This window comes from Mangrovimonas cancribranchiae, assembly GCF_037126245.1.
GTDB lineage: Bacteria > Bacteroidota > Bacteroidia > Flavobacteriales > Flavobacteriaceae > Mangrovimonas > Mangrovimonas cancribranchiae.
Genome location: NZ_CP136925.1, coordinates 2,426,506 through 2,441,456 on the forward strand (window position 1 = coordinate 2,426,506; position 14,951 = coordinate 2,441,456).

The 14,951-nt window shown below is 33.5% G+C and carries 23 protein-coding genes and 1 pseudogene; 17 read left to right on the forward strand and 7 right to left on the reverse strand.

What is annotated here, in order from left to right:
- Positions 1-6: 6 nt before the first annotated feature.
- The 8 genes from R3L15_RS11105 to R3L15_RS11140 all read left to right on the forward strand — a co-directional run bounded on the left by R3L15_RS11105 (position 7) and on the right by R3L15_RS11140 (position 2,634).
- Complete coding sequence (locus R3L15_RS11105; protein WP_338731739.1) at positions 7-192, forward strand: hypothetical protein; 186 nt, start codon at positions 7-9, stop codon at positions 190-192.
- A 204-nt stretch (positions 193-396) separates the two neighbouring features.
- On the forward strand, positions 397-717 hold the full coding sequence (locus tag R3L15_RS11110; RefSeq protein ID WP_338731741.1) for a hypothetical protein: 321 nt from the start codon (positions 397-399) through the stop codon (positions 715-717).
- Positions 718-768: 51 nt separating this feature from the next.
- Entirely contained in the window at positions 769-990 is a 222-nt protein-coding gene (locus R3L15_RS11115; protein WP_338731742.1) for a hypothetical protein, read from the forward strand.
- A gap of 81 nt (positions 991-1,071) precedes the next feature.
- Positions 1,072-1,458, forward strand: a complete 387-nt coding sequence (locus R3L15_RS11120; protein ID WP_338731744.1) for a hypothetical protein — start codon at positions 1,072-1,074, stop codon at positions 1,456-1,458.
- An 11-nt stretch (positions 1,459-1,469) separates the two neighbouring features.
- Positions 1,470-1,787, forward strand: a complete 318-nt coding sequence (locus R3L15_RS11125) for a hypothetical protein (protein ID WP_338731745.1) — start codon at positions 1,470-1,472, stop codon at positions 1,785-1,787.
- Positions 1,784-2,113, forward strand: coding sequence for a hypothetical protein (locus R3L15_RS11130; RefSeq protein ID WP_338731746.1), 330 nt, complete (start codon positions 1,784-1,786; stop codon positions 2,111-2,113). The genes R3L15_RS11125 and R3L15_RS11130 overlap by 4 nt, the downstream gene beginning before the upstream one ends.
- Position 2,114: 1 nt before the next feature.
- Positions 2,115-2,291: a hypothetical protein gene (locus R3L15_RS11135; protein ID WP_338731747.1), complete on the forward strand. Its 177-nt coding sequence runs from the start codon at positions 2,115-2,117 to the stop codon at positions 2,289-2,291.
- Positions 2,292-2,409: 118 nt separating this feature from the next.
- Positions 2,410-2,634, forward strand: coding sequence for a hypothetical protein (locus R3L15_RS11140; RefSeq protein WP_338731749.1), 225 nt, complete (start codon positions 2,410-2,412; stop codon positions 2,632-2,634).
- Between the two features lie 53 nt (positions 2,635-2,687).
- Here the strand turns inward: R3L15_RS11140 and R3L15_RS11145 are convergent, their stop codons facing one another.
- The 7 genes and pseudogenes from R3L15_RS11145 to R3L15_RS11175 form a co-directional block, all read right to left on the reverse strand.
- Complete coding sequence (locus tag R3L15_RS11145) at positions 2,688-3,470, reverse strand: hypothetical protein (RefSeq protein WP_338731750.1); 783 nt, start codon at positions 3,468-3,470, stop codon at positions 2,688-2,690.
- A 53-nt stretch (positions 3,471-3,523) separates the two neighbouring features.
- Entirely contained in the window at positions 3,524-4,165 is a 642-nt protein-coding gene (locus R3L15_RS11150) for a restriction endonuclease subunit S (protein ID WP_338734137.1), read from the reverse strand.
- Positions 4,148-4,609, reverse strand: a pseudogene (locus tag R3L15_RS11155) (restriction endonuclease subunit S); the annotation flags it as partial. The gene R3L15_RS11150 and the pseudogene R3L15_RS11155, both read right to left, overlap by 18 nt.
- A gap of 41 nt (positions 4,610-4,650) precedes the next feature.
- Complete coding sequence (locus R3L15_RS11160; protein ID WP_338731751.1) at positions 4,651-6,687, reverse strand: N-6 DNA methylase; 2,037 nt, start codon at positions 6,685-6,687, stop codon at positions 4,651-4,653.
- Between the two features lie 326 nt (positions 6,688-7,013).
- Positions 7,014-7,421 (reverse strand): hypothetical protein, encoded by a 408-nt coding sequence (locus tag R3L15_RS11165; RefSeq protein ID WP_338731753.1) that lies wholly within the window; start codon positions 7,419-7,421, stop codon positions 7,014-7,016.
- Positions 7,418-7,588, reverse strand: a complete 171-nt coding sequence (locus R3L15_RS11170) for a hypothetical protein (RefSeq protein ID WP_338731754.1) — start codon at positions 7,586-7,588, stop codon at positions 7,418-7,420. Before R3L15_RS11170 ends, R3L15_RS11165 begins: the two co-directional genes overlap by 4 nt.
- A gap of 295 nt (positions 7,589-7,883) precedes the next feature.
- On the reverse strand, positions 7,884-8,111 hold the full coding sequence (locus R3L15_RS11175; protein WP_338731756.1) for a hypothetical protein: 228 nt from the start codon (positions 8,109-8,111) through the stop codon (positions 7,884-7,886).
- A gap of 232 nt (positions 8,112-8,343) precedes the next feature.
- Here R3L15_RS11175 and R3L15_RS11180 point away from each other — a divergent pair, with 232 nt between their 5' ends.
- From R3L15_RS11180 to R3L15_RS11220, 9 genes are all read left to right on the forward strand, one after another.
- Positions 8,344-10,098 (forward strand): transglutaminase-like domain-containing protein, encoded by a 1,755-nt coding sequence (locus R3L15_RS11180; RefSeq protein WP_338731757.1) that lies wholly within the window; start codon positions 8,344-8,346, stop codon positions 10,096-10,098.
- A 1-nt stretch (position 10,099) separates the two neighbouring features.
- Positions 10,100-11,089 (forward strand): hypothetical protein, encoded by a 990-nt coding sequence (locus R3L15_RS11185; protein ID WP_338731758.1) that lies wholly within the window; start codon positions 10,100-10,102, stop codon positions 11,087-11,089.
- 52 nt (positions 11,090-11,141) lie between these two features.
- Positions 11,142-11,624, forward strand: a complete 483-nt coding sequence (locus tag R3L15_RS11190) for a hypothetical protein (protein WP_338731759.1) — start codon at positions 11,142-11,144, stop codon at positions 11,622-11,624.
- 66 nt (positions 11,625-11,690) lie between these two features.
- Entirely contained in the window at positions 11,691-12,281 is a 591-nt protein-coding gene (locus R3L15_RS11195; RefSeq protein ID WP_338731760.1) for a hypothetical protein, read from the forward strand.
- A gap of 96 nt (positions 12,282-12,377) precedes the next feature.
- Positions 12,378-12,740, forward strand: a complete 363-nt coding sequence (locus R3L15_RS11200; RefSeq protein WP_338731761.1) for a hypothetical protein — start codon at positions 12,378-12,380, stop codon at positions 12,738-12,740.
- A 26-nt stretch (positions 12,741-12,766) separates the two neighbouring features.
- A complete protein-coding gene (locus R3L15_RS11205; protein ID WP_338731763.1) occupies positions 12,767-13,039 on the forward strand; it encodes a hypothetical protein in 273 nt (90 codons plus the stop codon).
- Between the two features lie 11 nt (positions 13,040-13,050).
- On the forward strand, positions 13,051-13,980 hold the full coding sequence (locus tag R3L15_RS11210) for a hypothetical protein (protein WP_338731764.1): 930 nt from the start codon (positions 13,051-13,053) through the stop codon (positions 13,978-13,980).
- 3 nt (positions 13,981-13,983) lie between these two features.
- Entirely contained in the window at positions 13,984-14,175 is a 192-nt protein-coding gene (locus tag R3L15_RS11215; RefSeq protein WP_338731766.1) for a hypothetical protein, read from the forward strand.
- Positions 14,176-14,190: 15 nt separating this feature from the next.
- Complete coding sequence (locus R3L15_RS11220) at positions 14,191-14,946, forward strand: hypothetical protein (protein WP_338731767.1); 756 nt, start codon at positions 14,191-14,193, stop codon at positions 14,944-14,946.
- The last annotated feature ends 5 nt before the right edge of the window (positions 14,947-14,951 follow it).

The following is a 14,951-nucleotide window of genomic DNA, read 5'->3' on the forward strand; positions in this document are numbered from 1 at the left end:
AATACAATGACACAAGAACAACAATCACAAAGTAAGGTTATAGAACTACTATTGCAACAAGCCATTAATAATATAGATCTAACCACAAGTAAAATAGTCTCCTACTTTAATGAAAGCAACCATATCACCGCCCAAGAACTAGAAAAAAGTAAACAAACTCTTAAAAAAGTCCTTGCAAAAGGACTTAGATAAACTCATTATCCAGCAAATTTTAATGCAATTGCAATAAGCTGAATAATTAAAATAACAATAAGTATTGCTATTATGATATTTCCAAACAATGTTGGTTTTTCAGAATATTTCATAAACCAAATTTAGGATTTATTAAAGTTATTACTTTTTGGCGATAACACAAAAAAATAGTATTTTCACAGTACCAAATAAATACCACACATTATGACACCAACAAAAAATTACCACAATACCAATGGTATTACTGGCGAAGCCCTTGAAACCGAAGAGCAACAAGCCACAACCCAACAACAAAGAGTTCTCGTAATTTTTAAGAAAAACAACAATAAACCTATGAGCGCAAGCCAAGTTTATGTTGATTACATAAAAGAATACGAAGCTAATTTACTAAAGCCTTTCCCTACACCACTACATAGCATAAGGCGTGCTATTACCAACTTAAAAAACGAAGATAAGTTGCGTAAAACCACCGAAACAATACTAGGCTTTTATAAGAAACCAGAATATTTATACAAACCAATATAACGCCAATGCAACAAGCGTTAAATTGTTGCAACCAAATAAATACCAAAACCAATGTCAAACCAAGACACAAAAAAGAAAATTCCAGCATCAAAGCTGCAAATTTCAGCAAGCGACAAAAGCAAAATTAAAACCTATGTAATAGATGGTTACGTAAAAGTTAAAGGTGAAAAAGAAGTACCTAGAAACTTAAGCCATGCCTTTAAACTTATTAATCCTAAATGTAACCGTAGGCAGTTTAACATTTATGTTAATCATGTAAGATCTAATAGTTAGATTAATAGCAATTAGAGTTTAGTGGGTTGTTGCAATTTGCTAGACTCTTCTTATTACCAAATAAATACCACACCGTTACACATGAAAATTTCCCAAGCTAAAAAGGCTAAAGGCCTATATTGTTGCGCCTATGGTTGCAAAGGTGAACCCATTGCAACCATAGGCGGCCTTTGCCACAAACACTACGCCAGAAAAATAAGAGAAACACGCCCAAGAATAGCACGCTACAACCAATTTAAGCAAAACGCAAAAAGGCGTGGTAAAGCATTTTCAATAACCTTTAAACAATTTTGTGAGTTCTGCGATAAAACAGGCTATTTAAAAAATGGCCTACGTGGTTTTAATGCTACCATAGACAGAAAAGACAATACAAAAGGGTATCATATAGACAATATTCAACTACTCACCTTAAGGCAAAATATATCGAAGTTTAACAATGTAGATCGTTTTGCCGAAGTACCATTTTAAAGCCGTAAACAATGGATAAAACAACCCTTAAAAAATGTAGTTGTGGTGAAAAAAACGGTATGTCATGTAAAAACTGTAGCCGTATAAAGCTGGTAATATTAACTAACTGGAATTATAAAAACCATTTAATAGGTGATAATGATAATCCAGCTTATTACAGCCGTATTCGTATGAATAATTGGAGTCCAACAACAATTGCCGATGCCACGTTTAACAACCTAACCACCAAAGAGAAACAACCTATATACACAAACGCTTTACAACATTGTAGCTGGGTTGTTGCTTACGATACTATTACCAATCAAGAAATAAAACGCTATAAGGCATGATAATAGAACTTAAAAAACTAAAAGATAAAGAGCTTAACTGCATTTATAAATGCTTGATGCAGTTTGCCGAATATATTGCTAATTACGAGCATCAAGACAGTCAAGACAGTAAAATAAGACTATCAATTATTAATGAATTAACCAGCAATTTAGCCCATAAAGCCACTAGCAAAACCCAACCCAAAAAGCGTAAACTAAAACTTTATTTACATCAAGCTATTGTATTAAGTCTATCCTTAAAATTTCAAATGGATTACGGCCAGACAGATCAAGAGCAAACAAGCGTTGCAACACGCCTTTATTACCAACTAACACCAGCTATATAATATGCCAAAAAACCAAGATTTACCTTTTTGGGAACTTAACCTAAACCCTATTACCATGCAAACACCTATACGGTATTACGATGAAGAACTTAAAAGCACCCCTATAACGAATAATAGTAGTATAAGCCTTGTTTTAGATCGTATGTACCCAATACCAAATAAACCTTATAATTTGTAGAACGGAATAAACAAGTTTATGCCGTTTAAGTGGCATATTTCACTAAATAAATACCGTACATACAAACAACTACAAAACCTATTCACCCAGAAAGTAGGGAGGATTGGAACTGGAAATTATGAAAGTAGGTTATAAAATATTCTTCGATTTAGATTTTTGGGATGAAAATGGTAATCATATGCTTAAAGAAGTAGAATCTATTATTTTGGATTTAAGTATTGATCCTTTAGGCATTCACGAAACAAAATGTACCGTTGAATATCAAGGGGAAAAATACGGGATTCCTTTTTCAGAAATTAAGAATACAATTCCATTAGGTGAGCAGCTAGAATTATTTAATTAGTGCAAAGTTAAGTGCTAACCTACGCAACTACTCATAGTCATTGTTAGCTGTTGTTATTTTTTATCTAAATCTTTCAATTTATTCGAAATGGACTGCCCTATTTTAATTAAAAAAGTAGATGGTTTAAATTCCAAATCATTTAATAATGTAAGAACTCTGTCAAAAGCAATAAAGGCAATAAAAGATTGTAAAATAGCTTTATCAAACTCCGTTTTTTCGGTTAATGAGCTTCCTTGAAAGTCAGTTATATTAATTGCCAATAAGGAAACAAAATAAAGAACATATATTAAAAATCGAATATTCTTTTCCGAAATCAAATAGTCAGTGAGTTTGTCTAATTCATACGGTTTTAACTTTTTTGAGGTTCTTATTCTTGCTGGTGAAATCAGATACACTAATTGCTTAATTTGATGATTAAAAAGTACAGAAATAAAAACAGTTATTGTTATCTGAAAAAAGAAAACAGTCGTTTCGGTTAAGAAAGATAAATAACCGAAATGATTTAGACTTTGAATTATTATTAATGGTAAAATAACCGAAATCATTAAATAATATAACAAATGAACAAAGACTGTCATAAATGGAATGATAACAGTTACAATGGCAAATAAAATTCCAGCTGGGATTAATATTATTCCAGCAATTTTGTCGACAATTTTATTCTTAAATATTTGTTGAATAATTACAACAATTAAGCAAATTAGAATGTAACCTATAATTGTGTAGTAAAAATACTTTTCATTGTCTCCCAAAGAAATCAAGTATATAAATGCTCCAAATACAAGGAAAATTCCAATAAATATTGATACAGCTTTGATTTCCTTTATATAGTTCATTTATTTTGAGTGGTCTAATAATATCTAACAATGACTATGAGTAGTTGCGTAGGTTAGCACTTAACAGCGTTGGCATTTTCTGTCAGTTTGTTTAATTCCTTTTTCTTTTTCTCTACATACAAAACCACATCTTTAATTACCAATTTATGAATAGCAGAAATAATAGTTTCCATAATTTCATAGTCGGGTTTTCCGTCTTTTACTGGTAGCGAAATATCTAATGCGTCAGCGTCTTTTGCGTAGAAGTTTCTACCATAGTTGAACTGTCCGTTATATGATGATTTGTGAATTGCAGAAGTCACAAAAACAGATGCGTATTTTGGCAGTTTGTTAGTATGAACGACTGCAATATGGTCGTCTCCTCCATATTTGAAGTTTCTATACTTGGCTGAACCAAACATATCAATGGTTGTGGTATTCGCTGAAAAAACTTTAACATCATTTCCTATAAAAGCGGAAATACCTTGGTCAGTTTCTCCTGCTGTAATAAAGGGTAAAGCTCCCGAAACTCGGTCGGCACTTTTTAATCGTCTTCCACGAGTTGATTTACCAAATAAGTTTTCAAGGTTGAAAATGTTCCAATTGCATTTGTCAAAGTTTTCTAATGCTTTTTTCTCTTTGTCAGTTAATTGATATTCGTTGAGTCCATTATTTAGTAAGTATGTTTCTAATTGACTTATTCTTTTACTTTCAATCTCTGCTAAGAGACTCTCAATAAAATCAAAGTCTATTTTTTCATTACTTAAAACAGGAAGTGTTACTTTTTGATTTTTGATTACGTCAACACTGTAACTTGAACTTCCCCAAGAAAATGAACTAAAAGATTTCATCATTGCTGCAATAAAAAATTGGGCATTTTTTTTACCAAACCTTTTTTCTTTTGGCTTTAAAATTTTGATTTTATCCCCTGTGAAGTAAGGTTTTTCTTGGTAAAACATTGTGGCAGTATCTTGACCAAATGATATTGTATTACCTTCATTTAAAAATTTTGGATCTTCATTGATAAAGCCTTTTTGTCCATTATTTGATCCCATTCTAACTACATATGGATAAGTTCCAAGTTGATGAACTTCCACCTTGTTAGCATCAAATCTCTTTTTGTAGGTATTAATTGAAAAAAGGTCTCCTATTGTAAATTCTCCCCACTTGACTTTGTTTAATCTGCTATCAAGTGGGGCGACTACTTTCCCAAGCTTTCATCTGTAATTTCTTGGTTTTTCAGTAAGTCAGAAATTTCATAAGCTATGTAATCACTAATTGTCTTCTTGAAGTCGCTGAATTTTGGATTCAAGTCAATTGGTGCCGACTGATTCCAATCCGCTCCATTATTAGGGTCAATGTGACCTTCGTAGTATTCCCTTTCTGTAAAAATTTTGAGTTTGTTTTTACCAAAACGCACTAAGTCTACAACTTCTTGATAGCGTTCCTTTGCATGGTCGGTATCTTTTAAATTGTTGCTTGCTTTTTTACGATTGCTACGGGTATAACCATCATTGGTAAAATCTATGAATTTTACTACTTCGTCTTTATGGTGTTTTTCGTTTACCTTGAAAACATAAATGTTAGTATTAACACTTGATTTGCCAATGAAAATATCTACTGGCATTTTAATACTTGCCAATAGCGTATGTTTTGCTAGTATGCGTTTATTATAACCTACTGCTTTACCAGATCCAGACGAGTTTTGTATAATAATAGCAGCATAGCCTTTATTCATCATATTTAATGCTCTTTCAACAAAGTTCATTCCGTTACCATCAGCAGAGTATGGCGGGTTTAATATAAAGGCATCTGCAGGGAAAATAGCGTTAGTTTTTCCATAGCCATATTTACCATCAAAATCTGTTAAAGAGTCTGTATTTAAAATGTTAGAACTACCATCGCCCATAAGTATCATGTTGAGTATAGCTAACATGTACACACTAGATAACAGCTCTAACCCTAGTAATTGTTCTGCTTTAATTGCTATTTCTTTTTGAGCTAATTCTTCTGGCGAATTAATGTTTTCTTTGGCATCGTTAAGCATTTCGTTCATGGCTGCTACTAAAAGCCCTGCCGATCCTGTTGCAAAATCCCATACGTACGAGTCTTTATTTACCCTTGCTAGTTTAACCAATAAATTTGCCACATACGATGGTGTAAGCACCACATCGTTAAGTTTATCTTGCGAGAAACCTAACCAGCCGTACATTTCGTTAAAAAGTTTACCTGTAAAATCGGTTGTTAAGCCAATTTTGTAGTAAATACCTAAATCGTCAACAATTTTTACAAACACACGCTTTAACTGGCTTTCGCCACCTTTAACTTTATTAATATTTTCGGTTAAAAGCGTGTTTGACAGTGTTCTAACAATAAGGTTTTTCTTTTCTTCTGGCAGCTCTTTATAGCTTAAAAACGATTCTATTTTTTTAATCATTAAATCGCCATCTCTATACCCTTTTTCTGTAGATGATTTTAAGTCTGCTTTTTCAAGTGGCGTTACTTTTCCTGGTATACCAAGTGTAGCAATAATTGATGCAGCTACTAAATAAACACGATCATTTTCACCTAAACCCTTTTCGTTTTGGTAAATATCATTATTAAGTTTTACAAGACTTTGGTCTATTTCTCTTTCTCGCTGTTCTTTTAATTTATCTAACTCACCTTGCGTTAACTGTAATGCTTTTACTTTTTCTATAAAAGCATCAAAATTGTTTTTGGCTAAAAAGGATAGATCTGTGTAATCATCTACTTTTTGCCCTGCTCCTAAATTACTTTTAGACACATAATAAACACCAATTTCGTGATGAATGTTACCCGAACTATCCTTATGACCTGTTACCCCAATTGCTATAATATCTGTATAGCTTGTATGGTGTAATAATGCGTTTGCATAATGCACGGCACCATTTACTGCATACGAATTAATGTTTGTAAAATTTGGCAGGTTTTTAGATGTTCGGTTTTCAACCTGTCCGTCTTTATCAAGTTTTACAAGTTTATTTTTATAACCTTTATACTCAATAAGTACTGGGTAATAATTTAAATTTTTATCTTGTAATAATATTTTAGCATCTGGGCGATTGGCACCTTTACCACCATTTTTTGTAAAATAATCTGTAAGCGCTTTATCAATTTCAGCGTTAACTGATTCCTGTTCTAACTTGTAAGGTAGCTTATATTTTTTTAGCCATCCATTAGCTAAATCTGCAATATTAGGTTCTATTGATTGTGCCATTATTTTTTTTCTTCCTATTAGTTAATCTTTGACTTCCACATTTAAAATTTCTGCAATCGTGTACCGAAAACAAACTTACAAAAGAAAAAGTAGATTAATTTAGAGAAAAAAGAATGATTGAAAATTATTCAAAATTTGTAAATCCTTTAATGAGATATTCAGAAGTGGCAAGTGAAAGAATATTAACAGAAATTGCAATGCATGATATTGAAGAGCTTTAAAGTTTTTTAAATTCCCAGCATTAGAATAAACAGAAATGAATATGGAAAATAAAAAGGCTTTGAAAATCAAAGCCTTTTTTATTGTTTATTAAAGTTTAAAACCACCTAATTAACTTTAAGCGATTTTAGATACTCTTTATCTAATTTTAACTTAAACTCAATATAATGAGAGTTTTTAAAAGGAGTTATTTCTGCTTCTGTTTTAATGCGTCGTTCTAATTTAATCCAACGAATAAACTTTTTTAGAAGCGACACGCCTTTTTTATCTAGCTTAAAGTCAAAATATAATGTACAGTTTTTATCAACTAAGTAATTAAAAATTATACTTGACACAGCTTTTCTTATCTCTCTACAATACTTTGCATCATTTTGACCTAAAAGGTTTACTAATGAAACTTCAGTATGTTTTGAGTTTATATTATCGTCAAAAATTAATTGATATGGTGTGTGCCTTGAACTTGTGAAACTAAAAACATCTAATCCATAAATGTTTTCTCTAGTAGCAATAATCATTTATTCCCTTTTACCTGTTTATACGCATCAACAGCTAAACCCATTAAACTAGCCTTTCTATCAAGTGCTTTTTGGATTCTGTTGACCTTTGCAGGTGAAGGGTTGTTATCTACTTTGTAAGTAATACCATTATTGTCAAGGTAACTTGTTAGTGATTTAGTTGTCATTGGCTTTTTTTTATTGATCTATTTCAATTTAATAATAAAAATTATTAATCATAATTGCAAAATCCATTCCATAAAATAAAATGGCCGCAAAGGTAATATATTTTTTTTTACCCCTTAAGGGTTCTAAAAATATTTTGTCGAAACTTATCAACGGCTAATATAAGTCCTTTTTTTGAAAAAAATCCACAATTAATGTTAATAATTCTGAAATAAAAAAAATCCAGTTTTGATATAATATTTCATTCTGAATTAAAAAATCCTGTTTTGTTGGCTAAAAAAAAGCTATTATAGATAATTATAATAAAGCACTTTCCCTTATAGGTTCTCCTATTTTATTATAAAACAACAACACTTCAACAGGCCTTAACTTACTTTTCTTTTTCGCTTCATCTAAAGTAATATTCCTGTTATTAGCAATAATAGGATTAATGTACTTAGCCACTTCTTTACTATTCATTTGCAGATCACGACTTAACGCACCCTTGTAGCTGGGCTTTACCTTTTTGGCTTCATCTAAATTCATAAAATTTGGTTTTGGTATTTACTTGGTACGGTAAAATTACGCCGCTATCCAATTAAAATCAAGCCAAATAATGTTTTGTTACGCTTTATCGTGTTATATCCTGCCTTATCCTGTTTTATCCCGCAACGGTTGTTGAGTGTGTATGTAATTTTACAACTCAAAACAATGCTAAATAAAGAGTAAAAGCATGAAAAAAATCTATTAACAACAACCGTTCTTTAATTTATTGAGTTTGGATATAGAAGCAGTAAACCAGTCATTAAAACGCCCTATTAAGTCAGGTAAAAAATATGAAAAGTTTTTCCCTAACGCATCATGCGAACGTACTTTTTTAGGAAGTGGAAATACCGATTTTTCACTAGAAAAAATGCAAGAATGGACATTACAGCATGTAGATCAAGCTAAAGCCATTGCTAAACATTTAAACACTAGCAACAGGGCTAAACTTATAAAAAACATACATCGTTTTTTATTCGATCATGTACAGTACGAAATCGACAAAGGCGATCAGTATATTAAAAGTCCTGCTTGTGCTTGGACTTCAAGGCAACAAGGCAACGATTGTAAAACCTATGCTGCCTTTGCAAGTGCTATTTTACTTAATCTTGGAATACCTCATTATTTCAGAAAAGTAAAACAAGCATATTACAACCCTAACTACTGGACACATGTTTACGTCGTAGTACCAAACTCAAATAAAAAGAACGATTATTTAATAATAGATGCCACCGTTGCAGATAATAAAGAGCCTGTTATGGTAGATAAAAAAGATTTATTTATGAGTGTTAATTTAAAGCATTACGGACTAGCAGCAACAACCCAAGCAACATGTTCTTGTGGTTGTGGTACTTGCAATGATAGCAATGATGCATTGGCAGCTTCAAAGCCAGAAAACACAAAACAAAAGCTTCAAACATTAGCCGACAACTTTAATGCGCTTTTAGATGTTTTAGAACATAAAGGCGTGCCTACTTATGTTACCGATTATGCCATGCAGCGTGTTAAAATGTTCATAGATAAAGACCAAAACCCAAGCATGTCACAAGTATTTGGGCAATACAAATCTTTAGTACAAAGCGTAATTACATCTAATGGATTAAACGCTTCTGGCGACGAAACACAAACCGACCAAGAATATACCGTTGTTGATGGTGCTATTGATAGTGTGTTAACCGATATGGAAGATGAGGATTGGTGGAGTAGCCTATTTAGCGGCATAGACTGCTGGGGCGGTTCTGCTTACGATCAATGGGAGCTTGATGGTGATAAACAAAAGTTAAAAAACATCATGGCTAATCATGTAAGCAATATCAATCAAGCTATTGCTAATCAAAACATGGTGGCCTTGTCACAAGCTGTATCAGATTTTAAAGGTGCTGCGTTTGTTTCTGTTAAAACGTTTAACCAAAAGATTTGGGATAACGACTGGAACAGCTGTACAGAGTCTAGGCTTAATAATATCCGTGATTTTTCAAAAGTATTTAGAGATAAAGCAATTCCTGCATTAGACGCTTATTTATCACAATACTTTAGTGTTTCAAATAGCGGACAAACAAACACGTATAATAGTGAAAGCGTTGGCCTAAATCCATTATGGGCGGGTTGGGTGCGACCAGTAAAAAAACATAATGTTTCAGTTAACAATTACACTTTTAAAACAGGTGTAGAGTCTATTCCTGCATTTATTATAAATGACTTTGTTGTTAATAATGTTATTGACAATCAAAACTCTAACAGCTTTTTTGAAACGCTTACCAATACCGTTTTAGAAGTCGTTGAAGAAATCAACAACGATAATGGCGGTTCTACTACTGGTAGTACTACAGGAAACACCAATACTGGTGGATCAACCACAGGAAACAATAACACAAGTGGCGGCAATGTGCAAACAGCCAGTATGGGTGGCGTATTACCTGTATTATTATTGTCTGGTGTAGCATATGGCGCATATACCATATATAAAAATAAAAAGTCTGAAACCAAGTAAAATGAGCAACTTAGAAAGTCTTAAAACATACAACCAAACTGTACCTATTGAGCAAACAGCTGTAGGGCGAATTATAGAACAAAGAATAGCATCTCAACAAGAAGCTTCTAGATTATTAAATGATGGTTTTAGTTTTCAAGAAATTACTTGGACAACAGCATTCACAACTGTAGGCGTTGCTATAGGAGGGCCAATTGGCGGTCTTGTTGGTGGTATAGTTGGCGGTGTTGTAGATAGTTGCACAAAAAACAGAGACAATGCTAGAGCTAGAGGTATTAATCTAGATGATTATGTTGCTTATCCATTAACAGGAATTGAAGAAGTCGTCTTTTTAAAATGGTTTGATGATTATGCAGTACCAACATTCAATATTATTATAGAAGATGTTGATGCTATGATTGAAAGCCAAGGTAGTGTTAACCAATCTGTAATAGATAAGGCCAACGAGGTCTTTAAAGCATTAGCCGTAATGGAAGCTTACAAAGATAGAATGAAGAGCTTGTCGATTTCATTTGAGGGTAGCGAAAACATAGTGAATAACAAAGTTTCTGTTATTGAATTTGGCGTAAATGCAGTTAGAAATTCGCTTCTAGATTATTTAGAAGAAAACACAACTAACTACGAAGCTACTACAGAAACGATTACAGCTTCTAGTGTTAACAAAATTGGCGAAATGTCGCTGTTTTGGAAAGATACTACGGTAACAACTACAACCATAAAATTTGTAGAAACAACACCTAATAATTCTGATGCCAGTACAGAAAACACCAATACTGGTGGTGATGAAAATACAGGTGGTTCAAGCACAGAAAACACCAACGATAGTGGTGGTTCAAATACAAGTGGTTCAAACACGGAAAACACAAATACTGGTGGATCAACAAACCCAGAAGAAACAACCGAAACCAAAAAATTCAATTGGGGAAAACTAGCCTTTTTTACGGCTGTAGGTATAGGCGTTTCAAAGCTGGTAAAAAAAGATAAAAAATAGGATTTTCTTAAAAATCAACATAAATAATTTATTAACTAAAAACACAAATCAAATGTTTAAAAAACCAAACACCAAAAAAATTGCAGACAACGGTACTAAAATCGGTGCTGGCGTTGTAGGAGCGGCTGTTTCGGATGGACTTGTTGGTTTAGTGCCTAAAGAGTACGAAAAGTACAAAAAGTGGGGTAAACCTGCGTTTGCATTGGCAATGGCTATTGCAGCTGCGGCCGTAGATACAAAAAGTACAGGCGGGAAAATCACACAAGGCGCTTTAGCTGGTATGTCTATCAAACAAGGCCTAGATGCTTTACGTGAGCTTGTTTTATCTAAAGTAGATAAGCAAGAGGGCGAAACAGCAATGGCACGATTTACAAACCACGTTACAGGCTTAGCCGCTGGAACTGTAGAAGTACCAGAAGTTACTGTAGACTCTTCAATGTTTCAACGTAACAGAGGGCAACAACACCAAATTCCAGCAGCGAAACAAGACATGTTAGCAATGGCACAAAAAGAAACTAACAACATGTTAGCATAGTCTTTACCAAGCGTTACGCTGAAAATTAAAAAAGATTTAAAAACCAAATAAATACCAATTACCAAAATGAGAACACTTATTACCAAGGCCAGAGCCTTATCATATTTAGAAATTCCAAAGGTAAAACACGATTTACCACAGGACACGCAAAGACGTATTGCAAGCAAATCGTTAGCGTTAAAAAAGACAACCGCCGTTATTAGAAAACAGATCAATATCGGTCAAGGAACTATTCCTTTAATCACATCTAACACACAAGAAGAAACAGGGGTTTCAACTTTCGAGGGTGACAGATTACCAGACAGAAAAAACATCGTATTTAATGCCGTTGCATTAGGTTACGGTACGCACGCCACAGACTCAGACAAAGCAGCTGTAATTAATTACGACGCTTCTTTAATTCCTAGTTTACGTAACGCAGAATTAGAGATTAAAAGTGATGGTAAAGTTGTTGCTACTGTACAATGTAGCGAATTTTCTAACGATTTAGCCGCTGCATCTGGAAGAGACCTTTACTTTGATTTAGGTGGTGAATACATGATTAGAGAGGGTAAAAAGTTTGAAATAAACTTAAAATTCCCAGAGGGCGCAACTGGTGGCGGAACGGTAGATTACGTAGAAGTACGTTTAGATGCTATCGCTACTAGCGAAAACTAAAATTTTCTTTCATAGCCATAGTTTAAATTTTATTGTTTAACATCCTAAAAAGCCCTGCCTATCATTGGGCAGGGCTTTTTATCTAAAACAAAAATCATGTCAAAAACCACATACGAAGTTGTAACCGTTACATTAGATGCTAATGCACCTACTGCTAATGAAAAAATCAACTTACCAGAGGGTAGATGTCACCGTGTAGGAGTTGCCATTATAGATGGTAACGTTGCAGAACCTATCAATCTTGCCATTTTAGACAATTCGGGAAACGATGTTATAAAAGCGCACGATCATAGTTTTTGGCTACAAAGACAAGGTGGCGATTACTTAGACAGCTTAAAGCCTGTCGATTTTGAGTGTAATAGAACTATTAAACCAACTGTTTTATGTCCAAACACTCAAGCAGGATCTATAACCTTTCAATTTGTGTTTTATATATCACAAAGCGGAACGGACTATTAAAAAACACCAAATAAATACCAATAATCATGTTTAAAAAAGGCAGTTTTCAAAGTGAAATACTCGTAAAAGACGACCAGCATTATCCGTTACTAGGCAAAGCCGATGTTGTATTTCAAAATGCAGGTGATGACAATGTAAAAATAGGCTTAAGAACCTTAAAGCCTACAGAAACATTGCGCATTTGTGGTGAAAACACCGTACTAACTAACGAGTCTATAAATGTAAAGTTTGAGGGTAATGGGGCTTCCCCTATGCTATGGGTACATTTTATACTGCCTTTACAACATGATTGCAATTAATACCACGCAACATGAATAAAGAACATATTTATAACAACAAAAATATTGATAGGGTTAACGATTGGCTAAATAAGCCAAAACACGCTATTCAAATTATCAATGCCGATACAGGTGTAGAAATACGTTTTACACCTAATCCAGATAATCCAAAAAGGCACTTTGCCAATTGGACACTTGACGACATTTTAAGCCGATCAAGTAATATTTACGAGTTTTTTATAAACCTGTATGAAAAAGATATACAAGCATTTATTGTCAAGCTAAAAAAACCTAACGGTACTAGCTATAAAGTACAAGACACCTTTAAAATTGAATTAGTTGAAAATTCCATGTTGCGGAATGGTGAGGACAAAGGCGCAACACAGGTTGCGCCAGTCCAAACCACACCAACAGAACCAAATTATCAAAATCATAGCCCTATGCAACATTTAGGCGGTTTAGGAGCTGCGGCACAAGCAGCTGGATTAGGCTTTAACGATTTAGTTAATCTTAAGGCAAAGGCCGAAAAATACGACGAGCTTAAAGAGCAATTCGATGAGCTAAAAGCCGACAAACGCAAGCTTGATCTTGACAATAAAGAGCTTCAAAGCAAGGTTAACACAGCGGCAAAGGAATTAGATTTAGCCATTAAAGAAGCTAAACTAGATCAAAAGGGTATTATGGACTCACCTGCTGTAACAAAATTAGCAGAGTCTTTGCCTACGTTTATTCCTTTGCTATTGGAACAAAAACACGCTCATAGTGGTAATCACAGTTCTAATGCTAAACTAGAGCAACCAGAGCTTTCAGAAAGCAAACAAGGCTTAATAGATTGGATTAAAAGCGATGATATTACAGACGAAGTGGCCGAAAACTTCTACAGCGTAGTACTTCATCACGCTAATAGTTCTGATGAATTTAGAGCCGAATTACAACAATTATTAAACAAACACACCGCATAAAATATGGAAACAACTGTAATAGTAACAGCAAGTAACCCAATAGAGTTGCAGCAAAAGTTAAAGGCTATAGAAGCCGTTAAAAATTTATCTGGTAAAGAATGTAGTAACCTTACCAAATTAGCCAATAGTGATAAAGCTAGAGGATATTTAAAAAGCGATACAAAGTTTGGTATTCTAAGCCTAGGTTTAAAGTAAAAAATTATTAATTCAATGAGCAAACAAGGTTTATCAAATCCATTAATAACAGCGGCCACATCGGCTATAACAGCTAAAGCTACATCTAAAGCTACAGATAAAGGCGGTGAGTTTTTGTCTAAAAATGCTAAAACCATATTTGTAACGCTTGGCGCTGTAGTGTTAGCTTATTTTGGCTATAAAGCTTATAAAAAATGGCGCATACAAAAGTTTTTAGATGCTAATGCACACAAACCAGACGTACAGGCGGCCATGATTATCTATAAAGCTATCCATAGAGTAAACCTAGGCTTTATATCTAATTGGTTTGATATACCAGATGGTACAGACGTTGAAGCATTAAACAATCTGGCTATTAATATTAATAGCTTACAAGATGTTTCACGAGCCTACAAAATTGTTTTTGGCGAAAACTTACATCAAGATATACAAAGCGATTTATCGAGTGATGAACTTTTAGAATTTTATAACCGCTTAAAAGTTAATGCTAGTAGCCAAAGTATAAATGCTGAACCTGTTTATTTAATCGGCGAAGATGTTTTTGCTAGAAAAAACACAGGTGTTATAACTACTAAAGCAGAAATTATAAACGACCGTTGGACAAACACCGAAGAGTTTTATAAAAAATATGAATACGGCGAAAAGCTAGGAAAAATAGAAGCTATTATAAACGATCCTTGGCAACCAGAAAACACCGTTTACATAATAGATGTTCCTTGGTCTTATGTTGAAATATGGGTAAGACATGACGACGTAGAAAACAACCTTTAAAAACA